22 protein-coding genes and 1 tRNA gene are annotated in these 17,913 nt (G+C 61.6%); 20 read left to right on the top strand and 3 right to left on the bottom strand.

All coding sequences use genetic code 11. The features are described 5' to 3' along the window. Window positions 1-89 precede the first annotated feature (89 nt). From ACTNDJ_RS03295 to hisE, 5 genes are all read left to right on the top strand, one after another. Entirely contained in the window at window positions 90-791 is a 702-nt protein-coding gene (locus tag ACTNDJ_RS03295) for an imidazole glycerol phosphate synthase subunit HisH (RefSeq protein ID WP_441062950.1), read from the top strand. Further along, complete coding sequence (locus tag ACTNDJ_RS03290) at window positions 788-1,531, top strand: HisA/HisF-related TIM barrel protein (protein ID WP_441083315.1); 744 nt, start codon at window positions 788-790, stop codon at window positions 1,529-1,531. Before ACTNDJ_RS03295 ends, ACTNDJ_RS03290 begins: the two co-directional genes overlap by 4 nt. Window positions 1,532-1,534: 3 nt before the next feature. Then, complete coding sequence (gene hisF / locus ACTNDJ_RS03285; RefSeq protein WP_441083314.1) at window positions 1,535-2,317, top strand: imidazole glycerol phosphate synthase subunit HisF; 783 nt, start codon at window positions 1,535-1,537, stop codon at window positions 2,315-2,317. Between the two features lie 142 nt (window positions 2,318-2,459). Further along, a complete protein-coding gene (gene hisI, locus ACTNDJ_RS03280; protein ID WP_154515095.1) occupies window positions 2,460-2,789 on the top strand; it encodes a phosphoribosyl-AMP cyclohydrolase in 330 nt (109 codons plus the stop codon). A gap of 46 nt (window positions 2,790-2,835) precedes the next feature. Then, entirely contained in the window at window positions 2,836-3,153 is a 318-nt protein-coding gene (gene hisE / locus ACTNDJ_RS03275; protein ID WP_006235893.1) for a phosphoribosyl-ATP diphosphatase, read from the top strand. 110 nt (window positions 3,154-3,263) lie between these two features. On the opposite strand, the gene ACTNDJ_RS03270 is transcribed toward hisE, so the two are convergent. Continuing rightward, window positions 3,264-4,175, bottom strand: a complete 912-nt coding sequence (locus ACTNDJ_RS03270; RefSeq protein ID WP_441083313.1) for a PHP domain-containing protein — start codon at window positions 4,173-4,175, stop codon at window positions 3,264-3,266. 338 nt (window positions 4,176-4,513) lie between these two features. Here ACTNDJ_RS03270 and larC point away from each other — a divergent pair, with 338 nt between their 5' ends. The 13 genes from larC (at window position 4,514) to ACTNDJ_RS03205 (ending at window position 15,793) form a co-directional block, all read left to right on the top strand. Next, window positions 4,514-4,999, top strand: coding sequence for a nickel insertion protein (gene larC / locus ACTNDJ_RS03265; protein WP_427718872.1), 486 nt, complete (start codon window positions 4,514-4,516; stop codon window positions 4,997-4,999). A gap of 59 nt (window positions 5,000-5,058) precedes the next feature. Next, window positions 5,059-5,607, top strand: coding sequence for a phosphodiesterase (gene yfcE, locus ACTNDJ_RS03260; protein WP_427748071.1), 549 nt, complete (start codon window positions 5,059-5,061; stop codon window positions 5,605-5,607). 2 nt (window positions 5,608-5,609) lie between these two features. Next, a complete protein-coding gene (mazG, locus tag ACTNDJ_RS03255; protein ID WP_441083312.1) occupies window positions 5,610-6,470 on the top strand; it encodes a nucleoside triphosphate pyrophosphohydrolase in 861 nt (286 codons plus the stop codon). A 189-nt stretch (window positions 6,471-6,659) separates the two neighbouring features. Further along, window positions 6,660-7,949 carry a phosphopyruvate hydratase gene (gene eno, locus ACTNDJ_RS03250; protein WP_441083311.1) on the top strand — a complete coding sequence of 430 codons (1,290 nt, stop codon included), beginning with the start codon at window positions 6,660-6,662 and terminating at the stop codon, window positions 7,947-7,949. Between the two features lie 195 nt (window positions 7,950-8,144). Then, a complete protein-coding gene (locus tag ACTNDJ_RS03245; protein ID WP_441083310.1) occupies window positions 8,145-8,915 on the top strand; it encodes a hypothetical protein in 771 nt (256 codons plus the stop codon). A 20-nt stretch (window positions 8,916-8,935) separates the two neighbouring features. Further along, window positions 8,936-9,943 carry a Ppx/GppA phosphatase family protein gene (locus ACTNDJ_RS03240; RefSeq protein ID WP_441083309.1) on the top strand — a complete coding sequence of 336 codons (1,008 nt, stop codon included), beginning with the start codon at window positions 8,936-8,938 and terminating at the stop codon, window positions 9,941-9,943. 114 nt (window positions 9,944-10,057) lie between these two features. Continuing rightward, window positions 10,058-10,213, top strand: a complete 156-nt coding sequence (locus ACTNDJ_RS03235; RefSeq protein WP_441083308.1) for an IS3 family transposase — start codon at window positions 10,058-10,060, stop codon at window positions 10,211-10,213. 536 nt (window positions 10,214-10,749) lie between these two features. Next, a complete protein-coding gene (locus ACTNDJ_RS03230; RefSeq protein WP_441083307.1) occupies window positions 10,750-11,931 on the top strand; it encodes a nucleotidyltransferase family protein in 1,182 nt (393 codons plus the stop codon). Continuing rightward, window positions 11,921-12,442 carry a S24/S26 family peptidase gene (locus ACTNDJ_RS03225; RefSeq protein WP_441083306.1) on the top strand — a complete coding sequence of 174 codons (522 nt, stop codon included), beginning with the start codon at window positions 11,921-11,923 and terminating at the stop codon, window positions 12,440-12,442. Before ACTNDJ_RS03230 ends, ACTNDJ_RS03225 begins: the two co-directional genes overlap by 11 nt. Then, window positions 12,439-13,209 carry a hypothetical protein gene (locus tag ACTNDJ_RS03220; protein ID WP_441083305.1) on the top strand — a complete coding sequence of 257 codons (771 nt, stop codon included), beginning with the start codon at window positions 12,439-12,441 and terminating at the stop codon, window positions 13,207-13,209. Before ACTNDJ_RS03225 ends, ACTNDJ_RS03220 begins: the two co-directional genes overlap by 4 nt. A gap of 25 nt (window positions 13,210-13,234) precedes the next feature. Further along, entirely contained in the window at window positions 13,235-13,501 is a 267-nt protein-coding gene (locus ACTNDJ_RS03215) for a PqqD family protein (RefSeq protein ID WP_349117025.1), read from the top strand. Window positions 13,502-13,663: 162 nt separating this feature from the next. After that, window positions 13,664-15,349, top strand: coding sequence for an ABC transporter ATP-binding protein (locus ACTNDJ_RS03210; RefSeq protein WP_441083304.1), 1,686 nt, complete (start codon window positions 13,664-13,666; stop codon window positions 15,347-15,349). 159 nt (window positions 15,350-15,508) lie between these two features. Beyond that, complete coding sequence (locus ACTNDJ_RS03205; protein ID WP_441015998.1) at window positions 15,509-15,793, top strand: hypothetical protein; 285 nt, start codon at window positions 15,509-15,511, stop codon at window positions 15,791-15,793. Between the two features lie 279 nt (window positions 15,794-16,072). Here ACTNDJ_RS03205 and ACTNDJ_RS03200 read toward each other — a convergent pair. Continuing rightward, window positions 16,073-16,157, bottom strand: a tRNA-Leu gene (locus ACTNDJ_RS03200). A 31-nt stretch (window positions 16,158-16,188) separates the two neighbouring features. Continuing rightward, the gene (locus ACTNDJ_RS03195; protein ID WP_154515083.1) at window positions 16,189-16,812 is read right to left on the bottom strand and encodes a hypothetical protein; all 624 of its coding nucleotides are present in this window, start codon (window positions 16,810-16,812) and stop codon (window positions 16,189-16,191) included. Between the two features lie 163 nt (window positions 16,813-16,975). Between ACTNDJ_RS03195 and ACTNDJ_RS03190 the strand changes: the two genes are divergently transcribed. Together ACTNDJ_RS03190 and ACTNDJ_RS03185 are read left to right on the top strand one after the other, a co-directional pair. Further along, window positions 16,976-17,263, top strand: a complete 288-nt coding sequence (locus tag ACTNDJ_RS03190) for a PTS sugar transporter subunit IIB (RefSeq protein WP_441083303.1) — start codon at window positions 16,976-16,978, stop codon at window positions 17,261-17,263. An 11-nt stretch (window positions 17,264-17,274) separates the two neighbouring features. After that, window positions 17,275-17,649 carry a VOC family protein gene (locus ACTNDJ_RS03185; RefSeq protein WP_427718886.1) on the top strand — a complete coding sequence of 125 codons (375 nt, stop codon included), beginning with the start codon at window positions 17,275-17,277 and terminating at the stop codon, window positions 17,647-17,649. Window positions 17,650-17,913 lie beyond the last annotated feature (264 nt).

Below are 17,913 nucleotides of genomic sequence, written 5' to 3'. Positions count from 1 at the left end.
TGCTGTCTCATACGGTGGGTGAACGTTTAACCGACCAAAATAAACCTGTCCCTTTTTGGCAGGTTTTGAATGGGAAAAAGGAGGGTCGCGTGGGCGAACCGAAGATCGTGGTGGTCGACTACCACAAGGGCAACTTGTCGAGCGTCGTGCGCGGGCTTGTGCGCGCCGGTGCCGCCGCCTGCACGTCGGACGATCCGGAGCAGATCCGCCGCGCCGACGGCCTGGTCATCCCGGGCGTGGGTGCGTTCTATGACGCGATCGCCTTTATGCGCCAGAGCGGCGAGGCGGACGCGGTGCTCGACGCCGTTGCCGCCGGAACCCCGCTGTTCGGCATCTGCCTGGGCCTTCAGCTATTTTTTGAGCGCGGCAACGAGGGCGTGCCTGCGGACGAGGGCGCCCTCGCCGACGGCAGCGCCCCCGAGCAGGCTGGCGGTCCCTGGGTCGATGGCCTGGGCATTATGCGCGGTTCGTGCACGCGCTTGGAGTCGAGCCGCCTGAAGGTGCCGCACGTGGGCTGGGACCAGGTGCACATGACGCCCGCTGGTGCGGCCGATCCGCTGCTTGCCGGTTTTGCCGAGGGTGCCAACATGTACTTCACCCACAGCTACGCGGTGGCTGACGACGCCGATGCCGCCGATGTGCTGGCGCGCACACACTATACGCGGAGCTTCCCGTGCATCGTGCGCCATGGCAACGTGTGGGGCTGCCAGTTCCATCCCGAGAAATCCTCCGCGCTGGGTCAGCGCATCCTTAAGAACTTTGTGAGCATCGTCGAGGAGGTTGGCCGATGATCCTGTTTCCCGCAATCGATCTGATCGGCGGCAAGGTCGTGCGCCTGGAGCGCGGTGACCGCAGCCGCTGCAAGGTATATTCCGACGACCCCGTGGCCGTTGCCCGCTCGTTTGCCGAACAGGGCGCGAGCTGGGTGCACGTCGTCGACCTGTCCGCTGCCTTTGGCGAGGACGAGGGCGCACGCGCTGCCAACTCGGCGGCGATTAAGGCCATCTGCGGCGTCGACGGTCTGTCCGTGGACGTGGGCGGCGGCGTCCGCTCGCTTGCGCGCATCGACGAGTTGGCAGGCTACGGCGCATGCCGTATCGCGCTGGGCACCGTGCTGGTGACCGAGCCGGGTTTTGCCGAAGTGGCAGCCCAAGGCTTTGGCGAGTTGCTGGTGGCAGACATCGCCGCGCGCGACGGTCAGGTCAAGGTGAACGGCTGGCGCGACGGCGCAGGTGTGGCGCTCGACGATGCCGTGGCGCAGCTTTCCGATCTGGGCTTTAAGCATCTGGTGTATACCGACATCGCGCGCGATGGCATGCAGACGGGTATCGATGTGGCGGCGTATCGCCATGTGGCCGAGGTCGCGGGATTTCCCGTCGTGGCTTCGGGCGGCATCTCGACGCTCGACGACATCCGCGCACTGGCCGCGGTGGGTGAGGGCGCGATTGAAGGCGCCATTACCGGCCGTGCGCTCTACGAGGGCAACTTTACGCTGGCCAAGGCGCTGGCCGCCGCCCGAGGGGAGGAGTAGCCCATGCTTACCAAGCGCGTAATTCCCTGTCTGGACGTCAAGGACGGCCGCGTGGTCAAGGGAGTTAACTTTGTGAGCTTGCGCGATGCGGGCGATCCGGTAGAACTGGCCCGCGCCTACGACCGCGAGGGTGCAGACGAGGTCGTCTTCCTGGACATTACCGCGACGAGCGACAACCGCGCGACGACCATCGAGATGGCGGCACATGCGGCCGAGGAGCTCGCCATTTCCTATACCGTGGGCGGCGGCTTTCGCGACCTGGCGGGCATGCGCACCATGGTTGCCGCCGGTGCCGACAAGGTGTCGCTCAACTCGGCGGCCGTGCGCGATCCGTCGCTGATTAGCCAAGCTGCCGCGGCGTTTGGCAGCCAGGCCGTGGTCGTGGCGATCGATGCCAAGCGCGTCGGCCTGCCCGGCGCATCCGGTGCCGACAAGTGGGAGGTCTTTACCGCAGGAGGTCGCAACGCCACGGGCATCGACGCGGTGGCGTGGGCCGAGGAGGCGGCTCGTCGCGGCGCCGGCGAGATCTTGCTTACCAGCATGGACCGCGACGGCACCAAGGCCGGCTTTGATTTGGCGCTCACCCGCGCCGTAGCCCGCGCGGTGCCAATCCCCGTCATCGCGAGCGGCGGCGTGGGCACGCTCGAGCATTTTGCCGAGGGCGTGATCGAGGGCGAGGCCGACGCCGTGCTGGCGGCGAGCGTCTTTCACTTTGGAACCTTCAGCATTCGCCAGGTGAAGGAGTATATGGCCTCTCAAGGCATCCCTGTCAGGTTGGACTTCTAGCGCTGCGGCTTGCCCAGGCACCCGACCTTCCGGCTCCAACCCTCCTCGCGTACTTAAGTACGCGTCGTCGGGCTTGTCGCTCGGAATCTCGGGCACCTGGACAACCCTCGCCGACCTGCGAAGTTTGAATTTGGGGAGAGAAATGGAAGAGATAACCGATCCTTCAAAGCTTGCGTACGACGCCCGCGGGCTGATTCCTTGTGTGGTTCAGCAGTATGACACCGGCGAGGTGCTCATGGTTGCCTGGATGAACGAGGAGTCGGTGGGGCTGACGCTCAAGACCGGCACCACGTGGTTTTGGAGCCGCAGTCGCCAGGAGCTCTGGAACAAGGGCGCGACGAGCGGCAACATGCAGGAGGTTCGCGAACTCTGGGCCGACTGCGATAGCGATACGCTGCTGGTCAAGGTCGACTCGCCGGGTCCGGCCTGCCATACCGGCAACCGTACCTGCTTCTTTAAGAAACTCGCGTAGGGCGGGCGCTCGACCAGGCGCTTGGCCAACCAGAAAGGATTGAACCATGGGTGTGCGTACCGCAAATGTTCAGGATGGAAATATCGGCGAGACGCTAACGGGGCTGGCCGAGGTGATTCACGGTCGTCGCGATGCGTCGCCGCAGGAAAGCTATACCGCTCGACTGCTGACCGATGTGGAGGATGAGCTGCTCAAGAAGCTTGCCGAGGAGGCGAGCGAGGTGATCATGGCCTGCAAGGATAACGACCATGATCACATTCGCTACGAGGCTGGCGACCTGGTCTACCACCTGCTCGTGACGCTTGAGCGCTACGGCATTACCCTCGACGAGCTGGCCGGCGAACTCAACGCCCGCCGCCACTAGTCGTTAAAGAACGTCCCCGATGACCATAGAAGTTGCGGTGGAATAGTACTTGTTTGACGGTCTTAGGGCTATAAATAGGAGCTATTTCACCGCAACTTATGAAGGGATGGCTAGGCGAGGGGTGTGGACTCCCATTCGCCGGTGGGGTGGGGGATGTCGAAGGTTCGGTAGCCGCAGTCGTAGGCATGGGCTTGGGCCTCGCGGATATTCCAGCAAATATCACAGGCGCGGTGCGCATCCGAGCCAAAGGTAATCGGCACCTCGGCATGGGCAAAGCAGCGCAAAAGGCCGGTCGCGGGATAGTAGTCGTCGAGCCCCTTGCGCGGTGCGGCCGTCGAGACCTCAACGCGGCGGCCCGTATCGTGCGCACACTCGGCCATCTGCTGCCAAAACGGTGCGGGGTCAAAATCGGGCGCAAAGCCTTCCTTCGAAAAGCGCATGACCAGGTCGGGGTGAGCCATCACATCAAAGTTGAGCGAGCTTTCGCAGGCGCGGCACCATTCATCGACGTAGCGCTCCCACACGCCGCGCACACCTAAGTTTTCCCAAACGTGCAGGTTGGTGTCGTCGTCGATCCAGCCGCAGCGTGAGTCGGGCGTATCGGGGCGTGCGACGCCCTCTGTCCCCGTCGTGCCCGCAGCGCCTGCCATGATATTGCCCGGGTTACCAATCCAATGCACGCTGCCCAGGCGTACGACGGCGCCCCGGGACCAGCGCTCAACCAAAGGCTCGCAGCCTTCGTACCAATCGCACTCAAAGCCATAGACAAGCTCAAGCTCCGGCGCAATCTGCGCGGCAAGCTTGCGGGCATCCTCAAAAGCCAGACGATGCGCCGGCAGGTCGCCCTCGACAACCTGCACCTCGCAGGTGGCATCCATGCTGGCAGGCAGGGTAAGGTGATCGGTCGAGACCATGGTGCGGCAACCGGCCGCAGCAGCGGCGCGGACGTTGTCTTCAAACGAGGCGTGTCCGTCCGAAAACGAGGTGTGAGTATGGCAATCGACCAGCGGGCAAGCAGGCATGGTGGCTCCTTTACGTCAAGCGAATCTGCTCCATTGTAACGGCGCGGCCCCCAGTGCGATGTGCGCGCCGGGGGTCGAAATCGACTGGAAAGGACGGGCGGCGCATAAGGGCGGGCTCGCGACATCGGCCTTGCTTCGAATCATGTACCTCAGCCTCCAAAACCGACAAAAAATGACATGTTTGGAGGCTGATGTACATGTTTGGCCGAGGCGGTGGAGTGTCGGTTCTTGCAGACAAGGAAAATCGCGCTCATCGCGCGCCGCCACACTTGCGCCGCTCGCGATGTGCTAGCGTTTGGGTGAATAAAACGAGCCCGTGCGGAAAGGAGCCGGACCGTATGCAACGTGGAACTACATCTCCGCTGTCCCGCGAGACCGATGCGCCCGAAACCATCGTCAAGCTGGAGTGCGACATCGACGACGCGTCGCCCGAGGTGCTCGCCTACGCCTCCGACCGCCTGCGCGAGGCCGGCGCGCGCGAGGTGCACTGGCTGCCCCTCTATTGCAAGAAAGGCCGTCCTGGCTGGCAGTTGCAGGTAATCTGCACCCACGAGGATATCGAGCGCCTGCAGACGATCATCTTTTTGGAAACCACGACCAATGGCATCCGCCGCCAGGTTATGGAGCGCGTTTGCCTGCCGCGCTACTTTGAGCGCGTAACGACGCCGTGGGGCGAGGTGTCCGTCAAGGTGGCCACCTTGCCCGACGGCAGTGAGCGTGCGGCGCCCGAGTACGAAGACTGCGCCCGCCTTGCCCGTGAGCACAATGTGCCGCTCCAACGCGTGATGCAGGCGGCCCAGAGCGCGGCACTGCGATTTGAATAACGCGGCTGGTGGCGACATTCCGCGCCCGGCCACGTCAACCCCACCCCGAAAGGACCTCCATGAAATACCTCATCGCTTCTGACATCCACGGCTCGGCATATTGGACCGAGCGCCTCTGCGCCGCCATCGAAGCCGAGCAGCCCGACCGCATCGTCCTGCTGGGCGACCTGCTTTATCACGGTCCGCGCAACGACCTGCCGCGCGACTACGCTCCCAAGCGCGTGATCCCGCTGCTCAACGCCCTGGCCGACCGCATTATCGCGGTGCGAGGCAACTGCGACGCCGAGGTTGACCAGATGGTTCTCGACTTTCCCGTCATGGCCGACTACGCCACACTGTTCGACGAGGTCGGCCGCGAGCTGTTCCTGACGCACGGCCACGTCTTTGGCGCCGGCATGCACAACAGCGTCGATCACGCGCCCGCGCTGCCCGAGGGCTCCGCGCTCGTCTACGGTCACACGCACGTCAAGGTCAACGAGGAAAGCACCGCGCACCCGGGTCTGTGGCTCTTCAATCCCGGCAGCGTGAGCATCCCCAAGGACGGCACGCACAGCTATGGTATCTACGAGGGCGGCGCGTTCCGCCATGTGATCATGGAGGAGGACTAACCATGGCCGAGCACATGGCTCAGCAAAATGCCGAAGGTTCGCGCGACCTGTCCACGCTGGTCGATGCATCGGCCGAGTTACAACATCTGGTACAGACTATCTGGCGCCTGCGTCAGCCCGACGGCTGCCCGTGGGACCGTGAGCAGACGCACCAGAGCATTGGCAAGAACATGATCGAGGAGGCCTACGAGGCGCTCGACTGCATCGAGGCGGATGACGCGGCCCATCTTCGCGAGGAGCTGGGCGATGTGCTCATGCAAGTCGTGCTGCATGCACAGGTTGCGGCGGACGCCGGCGAGTTTACGCTGGCCGACGTGGCGCGCGATATCGACGCCAAGCTCATTCGCCGCCATCCGCACGTGTTTGGCGATGTGGATGCCGACAACTCCGACGAGGTGCTCAAGATTTGGGACGAGGTCAAACTTGCCGAGAAGGCTGCCAAGGACCAGGCCGTGGCGGCGGGCGATGCTGCGCCCGAGGGCCTGCTCGACGGCGTGCCCACGCATCTGCCGGCGCTGATGCAGGCTCAGAAGGTGTCGCGCAAGGCGGCTGCCGTGGGCTTTGAGTGGGATACGGTCCAGGACGTGTGGGACGAGGTCGCCGAGGAACGTGCCGAGTTTGAGGCCGAGGAGCCCGGCTCGCCCGAGCGCGAGATGGAGTTTGGCGACCTGCTCTTTGCCCTGGTCAACGTTGCGCGCAAAGAGGGCATCGACGCCGAGAGCGCCCTTCGTGCCAGCACGGCAAAGTTCCGCCGCCGTTGGGCCGCGATGGAGCAGATGGCGGCCGATGCCCATGTTGATCTTGCCGAGCTTTCGACCCACGGGCTCAACGACCTGTGGGATGCCGCAAAGGCAGAGGAGTAGGACTGCGGGAACGACGGGCTGACACGCCTCATCGTTCCCGCTAAATTTTTCGAAAATCAAGTGTATCCCTCGGCTAACTTAGGGCATAATGCAAAAAGTGCGACATGGCTAACTTACGGAGGCGCACCGACGGTGCACGGTCAGCCGGTCGCTTGCATCCACTACGTTTCCAAGTGAGAGGGAGACAACATGAGTGACATTTTGGACGTCTACGGTCGTGAGGTGCTCGACAGCCGCGGCAACCCCACCGTCGAGGTCGAGGTCGTGCTCGAGGATGGCAGCTTCGGTCGCGCGATGGTGCCTTCGGGCGCTTCGACCGGCGCCTTTGAGGCATGTGAACTGCGCGACGGCGACAAGGGTCGCTACCTGGGCAAGGGCGTTTCGCAGGCCGTCGAGCACGTCAACAACGAGTGCGACAACGCCGTCGTGGGCCTCGATGCCTTCGATCAGCGTGCCATTGACGCCGCACTGATTGCCGCCGACGGTACACCCAACAAAACCAAGCTCGGTGCCAACGCCATTCTGGGCGTATCGCTGGCCGTTGCCCGCGCTGCGGCAGAGTCGGCGGGCCTGTCACTGTACCAGTACCTGGGCGGCGTTAACGCCCATCTGCTGCCAACGCCCATGATGAACATCCTCAACGGTGGCGTGCATGCCGACAACAACGTTGACTTCCAGGAGTTCATGATCATGCCGGTGGGCGCCCCGAGCTTTGCCGAGGGCCTGCGCTGGTGCGCCGAGGTCTACCACACCCTCAAGGGCGTGCTGCACGAGGCCGGCCTGGGCGGCGGCGTGGGCGACGAGGGCGGCTTTGCCCCCAACCTTAAGACCAATGCCGAGCCGTTCGAGTACATCACCAAGGCCGTCGAGAAGGCCGGCTTTAAGCCCGGCGTTGACTTCATGTACGCCATGGATCCGGCTTCCACCGAGTTCTACAACGCCGAGACCGGCATGTACGAGCTCAAGGGCGAGGGCGTTGAGTATACGAGCGCCCAGATGGTCGATTACTGGGAGAAGCTCGTCGACACCTATCCCATCATCTCCATCGAGGACGGCATGGCAGAGGAGGACTGGGACGGCTGGGTTGAGCTCACCCGCCGCATTGGCAACAAGGTGCAGCTTGTAGGCGACGACCTGTTCGTCACCAACACCGAGCGCCTCAAAAAGGGCATCGAGCTGGGCGCCGCCAACGCGATTCTGGTCAAGGTCAACCAGATCGGCACGCTCACCGAGTCACTCGAGGCCATCGAAACTGCCAAGGAGGCCGGCTATGCTTGCATCGTGAGCCACCGTTCCGGCGAGACCGAGGACTCCACCATCGCTGACCTGGTCGTGGGTGTTAACGCCGGCCAGATCAAGTCGGGCGCCCCGTGCCGCAGCGACCGTATCGCCAAGTACAACCAGCTCATCCGCATCGAGGACGAGCTCGAGGGCAGCGCGCGCTACGCCGGCAAGGCCGCGTTCTACAACATTCGCTAGACAGCGGCGTGTGTGGGGGCGGGGCTGACTCGGATTCGTCTCGCTTCCGCCGGGCGCTGCTGAGCACCATTGGGCACTGGGCCATACGGCTCAGCGCCTTTTTTATGTCGAGCAAAGGCTGGCGAAGGCGGTGCGGGCGCTCGTGCTATAACTAAAAGACTTAGCGCAAACAAACCTCAACCGCACAAGGCGCACATGGATCAGATTTACGACAACAGGTATTATTCCGCCGGTTCGCGCGAGCCGTCGCCTCGCCTCGCACCTACCGTGCAGCTCGGCGGGTCCGACTACGCCGGCGCCGATCGACGCGCACAGCGTCCGACAAGTGCCTCACACCCCCGTGCTCAAATGAATATGCCGACGGACTGCCCGTCACGTTCGGCGCGCCCGACGCATGCTTCGCGTACGCAGCGCCCCTCGGCTCAAACACACGAAAAGTCGACCAGGCCCTCGAACCGTCTTTCGGGCTCGGACTTCATGCACTACGCCAACGACAACGCGGTGGTCAAGGCGATCTACGACTTTACCCATGGACCCCAGCGCGGGCTGTTTATTGGCATTGTCGTCGTTCTGGTACTCGTGAGCCTGTACTTTCCCGTGCGCGACCTCTACGTCGCCAAACGCTCGAACGATATTTTGGCCAAGCAAGTAGAGATCCGCCAGCAGTACAACGATGAGCTGCAGAAAAGCGTCGACAAACTGCTCTCGGAGGAGGGCATTAAAGACGCGGCGACCGAGGACCTGGGCCTGGTGATGCCCGGCGAGACCAAGATTGACGTGCTAGGCCTGGACGACGATTCGGACGCGTCGTCGAGCAAAAAGTCTTCGAACGCCAAGAAGGCCAGCGAAGTCGTCAAAGAGATCGAAGAGGTCGGCAAGGACGCGCCGTGGTACATCCAGGCGCTCGACATACTGTTTGGGTTTAACGGTGTCGAGGGCCAGACGGTCGTGTCCAACGGCAAATAGCGCCCGGAGGGGAGCCCGCAATGGCAGATTGCAAACGATATAAGGTGGCGGCGATCGACCTGGGAACGGTGTCGTCGCGCCTAGTGTTGGCCCAGGTCGAGGGCGGGGCGATCGTGGAATCGTCCAAGCATACCGAGATTACCGACTTGGGCGAGGGCGTGGATGCGACGGGGCGCTTTTGCGAGGCGGCCGTTGAGCGCGTGCTCGCTGCGTGCCGAATGTTTGTGGACGAGGCCCGTGCCTTTGGGGCCGCGTGCATCTGCACCACGTGCACGAGTGCCGCGCGTGATGCGTCCAATGCCGCGCTACTGCTGGACGGCCTGCGCGAGCTGGGGCTCGAGCCGCAGGTGATTCCGGGCGAGGTCGAGGCGCGTCTGACGTTTTTTGGCGTGGCACACGACTTTGCGGGCGAACGCATCATCGTTGCCGATTCGGGCGGCGGATCCACGGAGCTCGCGACGGGCGTTTATGCACCGGAGCGCGGCATCTTCGCTCTGGAGGGAACGCGCTCGCTGGATATCGGTTGCCGCCGCGTGACCGAGCGGTTTTTCTCGGCGCTGCCGCCGTCAACGGACGAGCTTGCGGCTGCTGCCGGCTGGGCAAACGAGCAGTTTGCGGGCTATTTTGAGAGCCTGCCTGTCGACTTTGAGCGCGCCGAGCGCCTGGTGGCGGTGGGTGGTACCGTCACTACGCTCGTGGCACTCGTCCACGAACTGGAGCCGTATGATTCGAGCTTTGTGCACCTGCGCGAGCTTTCGCTGGAGCAGGTTTCGGCCGCTATCGAGCGCATGTCCGCGCTGGATGTTGCGGGCATCGCCGCGTTACCGGGCGTGCAACCCAAGCGCGCGGGCGTGATTTTGGCTGGTGCCGCTGTGATTCGCGAGCTCATGCGAGCCGGCGGTTACGACACGCTCACCGTAAGCGAGAACAGCCTGCTTGCCGGCATGGCCGCCACCATCAACGAGGTTCTCGACGGCGCGACCCCCACCATCGCCTGGACCCCCGGCCTCAGCGCCTTCCAAGAGTAGTCTTTTTGGGACGGTGCTTTTTAGCTGCATCGCCCACTCGAGACCTTCCGCGATTGAGTTTTCTGGGACCTGTCTCTATAGTTTTGTCAACCGCGTGCTTCGCGTCATTTCGGCATGACGCATCCGGACGCCCGACGTCCCGCTTCCCCTTCGGCTGATCCCGCCGCCCGCCAGGCCGCGTACGTCGACCATTGGGACACGAGGCGAAGGCGGGTTAAACTGAAAGGACTGACCCCGGAGGAGTTCCGGAGCCAGTCCTTCGCGGCGTAGTCTTTATTTAAGCCGTCCAAGTTTTGGGATGCAGTTCACCATGCGTGCCTCCGTTTCTCGGGATCGGAATCCCGGGTCGCGAGACTTACACAGACAATTTTACTCAAACGTGCCGGTCTCAAAGCCCTCGCTAGGGGTTAATACGGTGCAGATGGCATCGTCCTTACCGAATTCCACGACCTCCATAGCAGGCGCATCGTACTGATTCTCAGACATTTGCAGGCCTCCTTTCCTCCTGTAATTTTGCAATGCGATTTATTATCTTATTCGTTGACGACTGACGGTCAACAAGAGGGGACTGATATTTTGGAAATCCCCACATATGCTGTACCTATGGTAACTTTTTATCGGATTCGTGAATAATGGCTTTCCACCTGGGGTCATGTGGCATATTCCGTTGCGCTTGCCAGTACCATCCCCACCAGATAGGAGTAATATGCCTACTATGGGTTGTTCCGATATGCTGACGGGGCGGTTACCATGGGAATCCTCGCTGCCATTGCGGGCTATCTGAACAGATCGGAAAGACGACGACATTGCTTGAAAGTACCGTTTGCCAAATCATCCGTTCGGCGTTCTCCGAAGACGGGTCGCTGAAGTTGCCGGAGGGCCTTGAGCCTTCGGTTGTGTATGCCGAGCTGCAGGCCCAGGCTATCCCCGGGTTTGCGTTGTTGCCGGGCGGGCTGCTTGACGCCTGTGCCGACAACGCGCTTGCCGCCGCCTGGCTCAACCACGATCTATGTCGCCGTGCCTTGTTTGGGCATTTGCTTGACGTGCAGGATGAGGTGCTCTCCGTTTTGGAGGCAAAGGGTATCCCGACCGTCATCCTAAAAGGCGCGGCGGCGGGCATGCTGTATCCTGATCCGGGCTTGCGCTCCTATGGTGACATCGACTTCATGGTGTCTCCTGCCGATTTTAAGCGCGCCCGCGCTGCGTTGGCGGCCGCAGGTTTTGAGGACAAGGACGACGACGGCGTTTGCGATCACCACGTAGGGTTGGACAAGGACGGCGTGCGCCTGGAGCTTCATTGGGAGCCAAACGGCATTCCCCAGGACACGCCCGGCTTGAAGGTCCTGTTCCAGGAGGCGCTCGGACACATGGAAGCAGCTTGCGTGCAGGGGCACAGCTTTCCCGTGTTTCCCCCCATGGTCAACGGCGTCGTTTTGCTGCTTCATGCGCGCAAGCACCTGGCGCTCGGGGGTTTGGGCTTCCGCCAGGTGATTGACTGGATGCTGTTTGCGAAGGCATATCTCGCCCATGATGGCTGGACGGAGTTTTCCGAGCTTTTGGGCGATGAGCGCGTCAAGCGCACGGCAACGTGCCTCACGCGTTTCTGCCAGATATACCTAGGCCTTCCCGAGGAGGGCTTCGAATGGTGCGCCGAGGTGGAGCCTGCCGTTTGTGCCGACCTGCTCGAGCATGTGATGCTGCTGGGTAATTTCGGTAAGAAGATCAAGGGCAAGACCGGTGCCACAGCGCTATCGGGAATCCGAGGCCCCGTCGGCTTTTTCATGTATCTCCAAAGAGGCGGCGTATGCAACTGGAAAGCCGCGCGCAAGCATGCGCTGCTGCGTCCTTTCGCCTGGGTGTACCAAGCGGGGCGGTGCGTTCGCGTGATTTTGACGCGCAAGGACATCGCGGGTAGCGTGCGTTTCGATATGGAGGAAACCGCCCGGCGCCGCAACCTCGGTTCGGAGATGGGGCTGTATGATCGCTGATAACGAAACGGTTCCCGTAACCAAAAGCACATTCAGGGAAGTGCTCGCCCGCGACGGCGTGCTCGTGTACCGCACGCGCGGCGTGTCCATGGAGCCCATGCTGCGGCAGGGTCGCGACCTTGTGACCATCAGGGCGGCGAAGCCCGGCGAGCGTTTCCACGAGAACGATGTGGTGCTGTATTACCAGGCGGCTGGTAGGTACGTGCTGCATCGCATCGTGGGGGTGGGCCCCGCGGGCTACGTTATCCTTGGCGACAATTGCGTCACCTATGAACGCGATGTCCCGTTCGAAGACGTGCTCGGCATCCTGGTCTCGTTCGTGCGCGATGGCAAGATGTGCTCGGTCGACGATCCCGATTACCTTGCTTATGTAAGCAAGCTGCGCCGGGGCGAACGCTGCCGTATCGCAAGGCGTCGGCTGGCCATGCGGGCAAAACGGACGCTCAAGCGCGCGTTTCCCAGACTATCAAGGCGTTGGAATCAGCGGAAGCGAGGAAGGGGTAGGTCATGACGCAAAGCGAAGATAGCGAGCGTCTTTTGAGGTTTAGGCTCGCGGGCGTTCCGGTGCAGGTGGCTTCTCGTTTCGGCTTGCTCGAACGGGTTGGCGAGCCGTATCTAGAGGAGCACGCGGACGATGAGCCCTTGTTTACCATAAGGGCCAACGATGACGATCTGGCATTCGATAGGGCGATGGCCCCAGAATACTCCGACCCCTGCGTTGAGCTTTGCACCGTGCACCGGCTGATCGCCGAGAAGGTTGCTCCGCTGCGCCGCGTGGTGTTCCATTCTTGCGTGGTCGAGTATGAGGGACGCGCATTCGCCTTCACCGCACGCAGCGGCACCGGCAAGTCAACGCACGCGCGGCTATGGATGCGATACCTTGGCGACCAGGGGGCGAAGATCCTCTGCGGGGACAAGCCGTTCCTATACGTCCCCGAGCGTGGGGAACCCATGGTCTACGGATGCCCGTGGACGGGCAAGGAGGGTTGGGGCTATAACGGGCACGCCCCGCTTGCGGGCATCTGCGTGCTTCGCCAGGCACCAACTTGCTCCATCGAGCGCTTGGCCCCAGCCGATGCCTCGGAAACCATCGTGAGGCAATGCCATATACCGCGCAAAAGCCCTGTTGGCGCATTGACGGCCTTGAGATGCATCGATCGGGTGCTCGCCGAAGTGCCCGTGTGGGCAATGGGGTGCGATATATCGGAAACCGCTGTCAAAACCTCGTTCGAGGCCATGACCGGGCAGCCATATGCAAAGGTTGTTCGCAAGCAATAGGGAAACGGCATGAAGGGAGTTAGCCATGAACATCAAGAAAGGCTTCGTTATCCAGGAAGTAGGCGGTCAATGGGTTGCCGTCGCAACGGGGGCGGCGGCTGCGGAGTTCAGCGGCATCGTGAAGCTTAACGACACCGCCGCGATCGTATGGCGCGGTATCGAGGAGGGCTTGTCACGCGACCAGATCGTTGCGCGCGTGGTCGAATCGTACGATGTGGACGAGCCGCGCGCGGCCGCCGATGTCGACACCTTCCTGCAGGCGCTTGTGAAGGCGGGGATCGCCTCGGAGTAGGCTACGCCTCTCGGGCGGTAGAGATGCGCCGATTCGGAGGGGCAAACGGCAAAGTGCCCCTTGCTGCGCGGCGCCCGACCCTGTGTCCTTAATCGCGAAGGGCGCTTCGACTGCGGGATCGGGGCCCCTTCTCATCGTGTTTCCCGCAAGGAGGCCAGTCTCGTGGATTCCGGTTCCAAGCTGCATGCCGTTCCCTGGATGATTCGCGTTTTAGGGAGCCGACTCTGGATGGTTGCCGCCCTTGTCGGACTTGAAGTGGTCATCGCCGGTGGCGGCGTCTACACCGCATGGGTGATGCGCGACCTGGTCAATGCTGCGGTTGGCGGCGCTTCTGATGCGCTTCGCCTCAGCGTTGTCGTGTTCGCGGCCGTTTCGGCTGCGTTGATCGCGCTGCAGGCTCTGTATCGCTTTCTGCAGGAACGTGCGCGCACGATGTTCCAGAATATCCTTAGGCTAAGATTCCTCGACAAAGTGTTGCATGCCGAGCTTTCCAGCGTGCAGGCTGTCCACACCGGCGAATTGATGAGCCGCCTGACCGATGATGCGCGTATCGTGGCATCCAACGCCACTACGGTTGTGCCTTCTGCGGCGGGTATGCTTGCCCGGCTTGTCGGAGCGCTTGCGCTGCTTGTTGTCATGGTCCCTCAAATCGCTTGGATGCTCATTCCCGCGGGAATCGTGCTCGCTGGGTTCACGTTGGGCTTTCGTCGCGTGCTCAAACGCCTTCACAAGTGCATCCGCGAAACCGATGGATGCGCACGTTCCCATCTTATCGAGTGCCTTAACAGCCTGCTTGTCGTGAAAAGCTTCCAGAGGGAAGATTTCGCCGAGCGCGGCGCTGCTGCGCTGTTGGAAGACTATCGGGCTGCATGCATGCGGCGTATTCGATTCTCCAATTTGTGCAACATCGGATTTGGATTGGCCATGAGCGGCGCGTATCTGGTGGCTGCCGCCTATTGTGCATACGGGATCCTCGGAGGCTCGGTGAGCTACGGTACGTTCGTGGCGGCGTTGCAGCTTGTCGGTCAGGTACAGGGCCCGTTGGCTAACATCTCGGGTTGCATTCCGCGGTATTTCGCTATGACGGCCAGTGCCGAGCGTCTGATGGATGCCGAAGCGCTGCCTTATGATGGCGTTGCCGATTCGGAGGAGGGACCCGCAGCGGACGCGACGGGTTTTGCCGGCCTGGAGCTGCGTGGGGTGTCATGCCGATACGGCTCCGAGACGTCCAATGTCGCCGACGCCTGCGGCCCGCGGGCGATTCGTTGCCCCGACATGAACATCGGGCGAGGCGAGTTCGTTGCGTTCACCGGTCCGAGCGGCTGCGGAAAGTCAACCACGCTGAAGGCGATGATGGCGTTTTGCCCTTGCGAAACGGGTGAGTGCTGCGTGCTGCTTGCGGACGGGTCCCGCCAGCCTCTGACGGCGCGCTGGCGTTCCCTTTTCTCTTATGTGCCCCAGGGTAACCACCTTATGGGCGGTACGGTGCGCGAAGCGGTCGCCTTCGGCGATACGGAAGGAGCCTCCTGCGATTTGCGCATGTGGGATGCGTTGCGTATCGCATGCGCCGATTTTGTGCGGGAGATGCCCGAGGGGCTTGATTCGCAGTTGGGCGAAAGCGGTGGCGGCTTATCGGAGGGGCAGGTTCAGCGCCTGGCCATAGCCCGTGCGGTTTTCAGCAATAGGCCCGTGCTCCTATTGGACGAGGCGACCTGTTCGCTAGACCCCGATACGGAACGGCGCGTTCTGCAGAACCTGAGCGCTTTGACGGACAAGACCGTTATCGCGGTAACCCATCGTCCTGCAGCGCTTGAAGTGTGCGACAAGCGCATCGAGTTTTCAGAATGACATCGGGCTTTGGCGTTGCGATGACCTGCGTTGATCCCGCGCCGCAAAAGGCTCCCCTTCTGACTGCTGGACTCTCGGATAAGGCAGATGTATGGGGCTGTCGCATGGTGCAAAACCGCCCCTAACCAGACAAGTCGGCTGATGGCGAGGGGGGCGAACATGAACGACAATCCGAAAGCGGCATCGACGCAGGAAAGCATTGCGTTTCATTTCGACTTCGCCGACGCCACAGACCCCGCAGAACACGAACGACCGCTTATGGAGGGGCTGCGCCGAACGCAGAGCGCGCTCGCCAAGGCGAAGGATGATATAAGGCCATATGCGCATTTCCCTTGGAAAATGTGGGAAACAACTACGTTTTTCCATCGAAAAATGTGCGAGACAACCACGTTTTCCCATCGAAAAATGTGGGAGTATCGCCCGCTCGAGCCTTTTTGCGAATGAGTTTTCTGGGACGGGGATTAAAAAATCATTAGGTACACAATGATTTTTTAATCCCCGTCCCAGAAAACTCATTGGGTGGGTGGAGTGGCAAAAGTAGCTAAAAAAGCCCCGTCCCAAATGAGCTACTTTTCAGAAGTGCGGGGCAGCCAGCGCCCTCGCCGGCTCGCTGCGGACGCTGCGCGTCCGCTTGACGCTCGCCCCCTCGCGGGTTCGAGCCCCATCGGCGTTCAAAAGAAACGAGCCCGCATCCCTTGGGGATACGGGCTCGAAAGCTCCATATGGTAGGGGCGGTGGGACTCGAACCCACAATCCTTGCGGCGAGAGATTTTAAGTCTCCTGCGTATGCCAATTCCGCCACGCCCCCGTAAGACTAGAAGTCTAGCACAAGCCGTCCGTTACGCGTTGACGGCCATCGAGTGTTGGCCCGACTTCTCGAGGAACTCTTGGAACTTTGCCTCGTCGCCCTTGTTTTGGTACTGCAGGGCCAGCAGGTACTCCAGTCGGCAGCGCTTGACCGGGTCGTTGCCGACATCCTCGAGCATGCGCTCCAGCTCGGGAATGTCGTTGTGGCGCTTGAGGATCATCGTGTCGTACATCAGCTGGCATTCGTGCGCGACTGCCTCGGCTTGGCCACCCTCAAAGCCCTTGATCTCGTGCAGCAGCTCCTTGGACTTTTTGCGGTCCTCCTGGCCAACGTAGTAGTTAAAGGCCTTGATCACCAGATCGACGCGCTGCATCTTGGGCAGGTTGAGCCCCAGCAGCAGGTCAAACATCTCGTCGGCGCGCTCGTGGTCCTCGCGCAGCAGATAGGAGTTCAGGCGCAGGTAGTCGCGGTTGTAGCGCGGGTACAGCATGCTGGTGAGTTTGCCGTCGAGCAAACGATCGAACTCGTCCCACTGTTTGGCGGCCATGAGCCGCTGCAGGCGTTTAAACGTGGTGCGTTTTTTGATGCTAAAGAGCAGCGACACGACGATACAGATGACAACGACGACGGTCCAGAGTGTGCGGGAATCGGGCATATTGAGCTCCTCGGTCGCTCGTAAAACAAGCGGTATGACAAAACGTACTAGATGTATTATACGCAGCGTGCAAGCAAACTGGCACAAAAGTGCATCGAGGCCGAGCGCCATCGCTCGCTGCGGTACACTTACCTAAAGTAAACCATGAAGGGAGACATTACCTATGAAGAAGATCGTTTTGGCTTGCGGTGCTGGCGCTGCTACTTCCACGCTCGTTGCCCAGAAGGTCGCCACCATGCTCGACGCCAACGGTTACGCCGGCAAGTATGAGATCGTGCAGTGCGCCATTTCCGAGGCCAAGGACGTTTGCGACGAGGGCGCCGACCTGCTGATCGCTACCACCGTTGCCCCCGAGGGCCTCACCTGCCCGTACGTGAGCGGCGTGCCCTTTATGACCGGCATGAACCGCGTCGCTGCCGAGAAGGCCGTTCTCGACGTCATGGCTCAGTAGACGCTGCCTGTATGAACGAGCAGAACGCCAACCCGGTCGAGCTCTTTGGCATGCGCGTTGCCCATGTGGGCATTAACGCCACCGACCCGGCAGACGCCCTGGAGATCGCGGAGCTGTTCTCGACGATGATGGGCCTGCCCGTCAGCGAGACCCCGATTTCGTACTTTAACGACTCGCTGGTCGAGATCATGAAGCAGAACGGTCGTGGCGCCAAGGGCCACATAGGCTTTGCCGTCAACGACATCGATGCTGCCGAGAAGTGGTTTGCCGAGCACGGGCTCGAGGTCAACGAGGAGTCGCGCGTGCTGCTGCCCGACGGCGGCACCAAGCTTGTGTACTTTAAGCGCGAGTTCGCCGGCTTCGCCGTGCACCTGTGTCGCGAGTAGAGCGCAAGCTGCTATAACGAAAAAAAGGGATAGGGCCGCATGGCCCTATCCCTTTTTTATGCCGAGGGGTCGACCTTTTGAGGGGACATGAAATCGGGGTCTAATACTTTTCCCGAGAAGTGAACGAGCAGAATTGGACCCCCGAAGCATCGACACTTTGAGGGTACCGTTTCCTGCGGTTTTGATGCTGGAATCCTGCGATTATCCCGTCGAAAAATGTGGATGCTTCAGGGGTCCAAATACGCTCGTTCACTTCTCTGGAAA

The sequence above is a fragment of the Collinsella sp. HCP3S3_D1 genome, from assembly GCF_052064015.1.
Taxonomy (GTDB): Bacteria; Actinomycetota; Coriobacteriia; order Coriobacteriales; family Coriobacteriaceae; genus Collinsella.
Note: the sequence above shows the minus strand (reverse complement) of the source record. Positions and strands in the feature narration are given on the sequence as shown.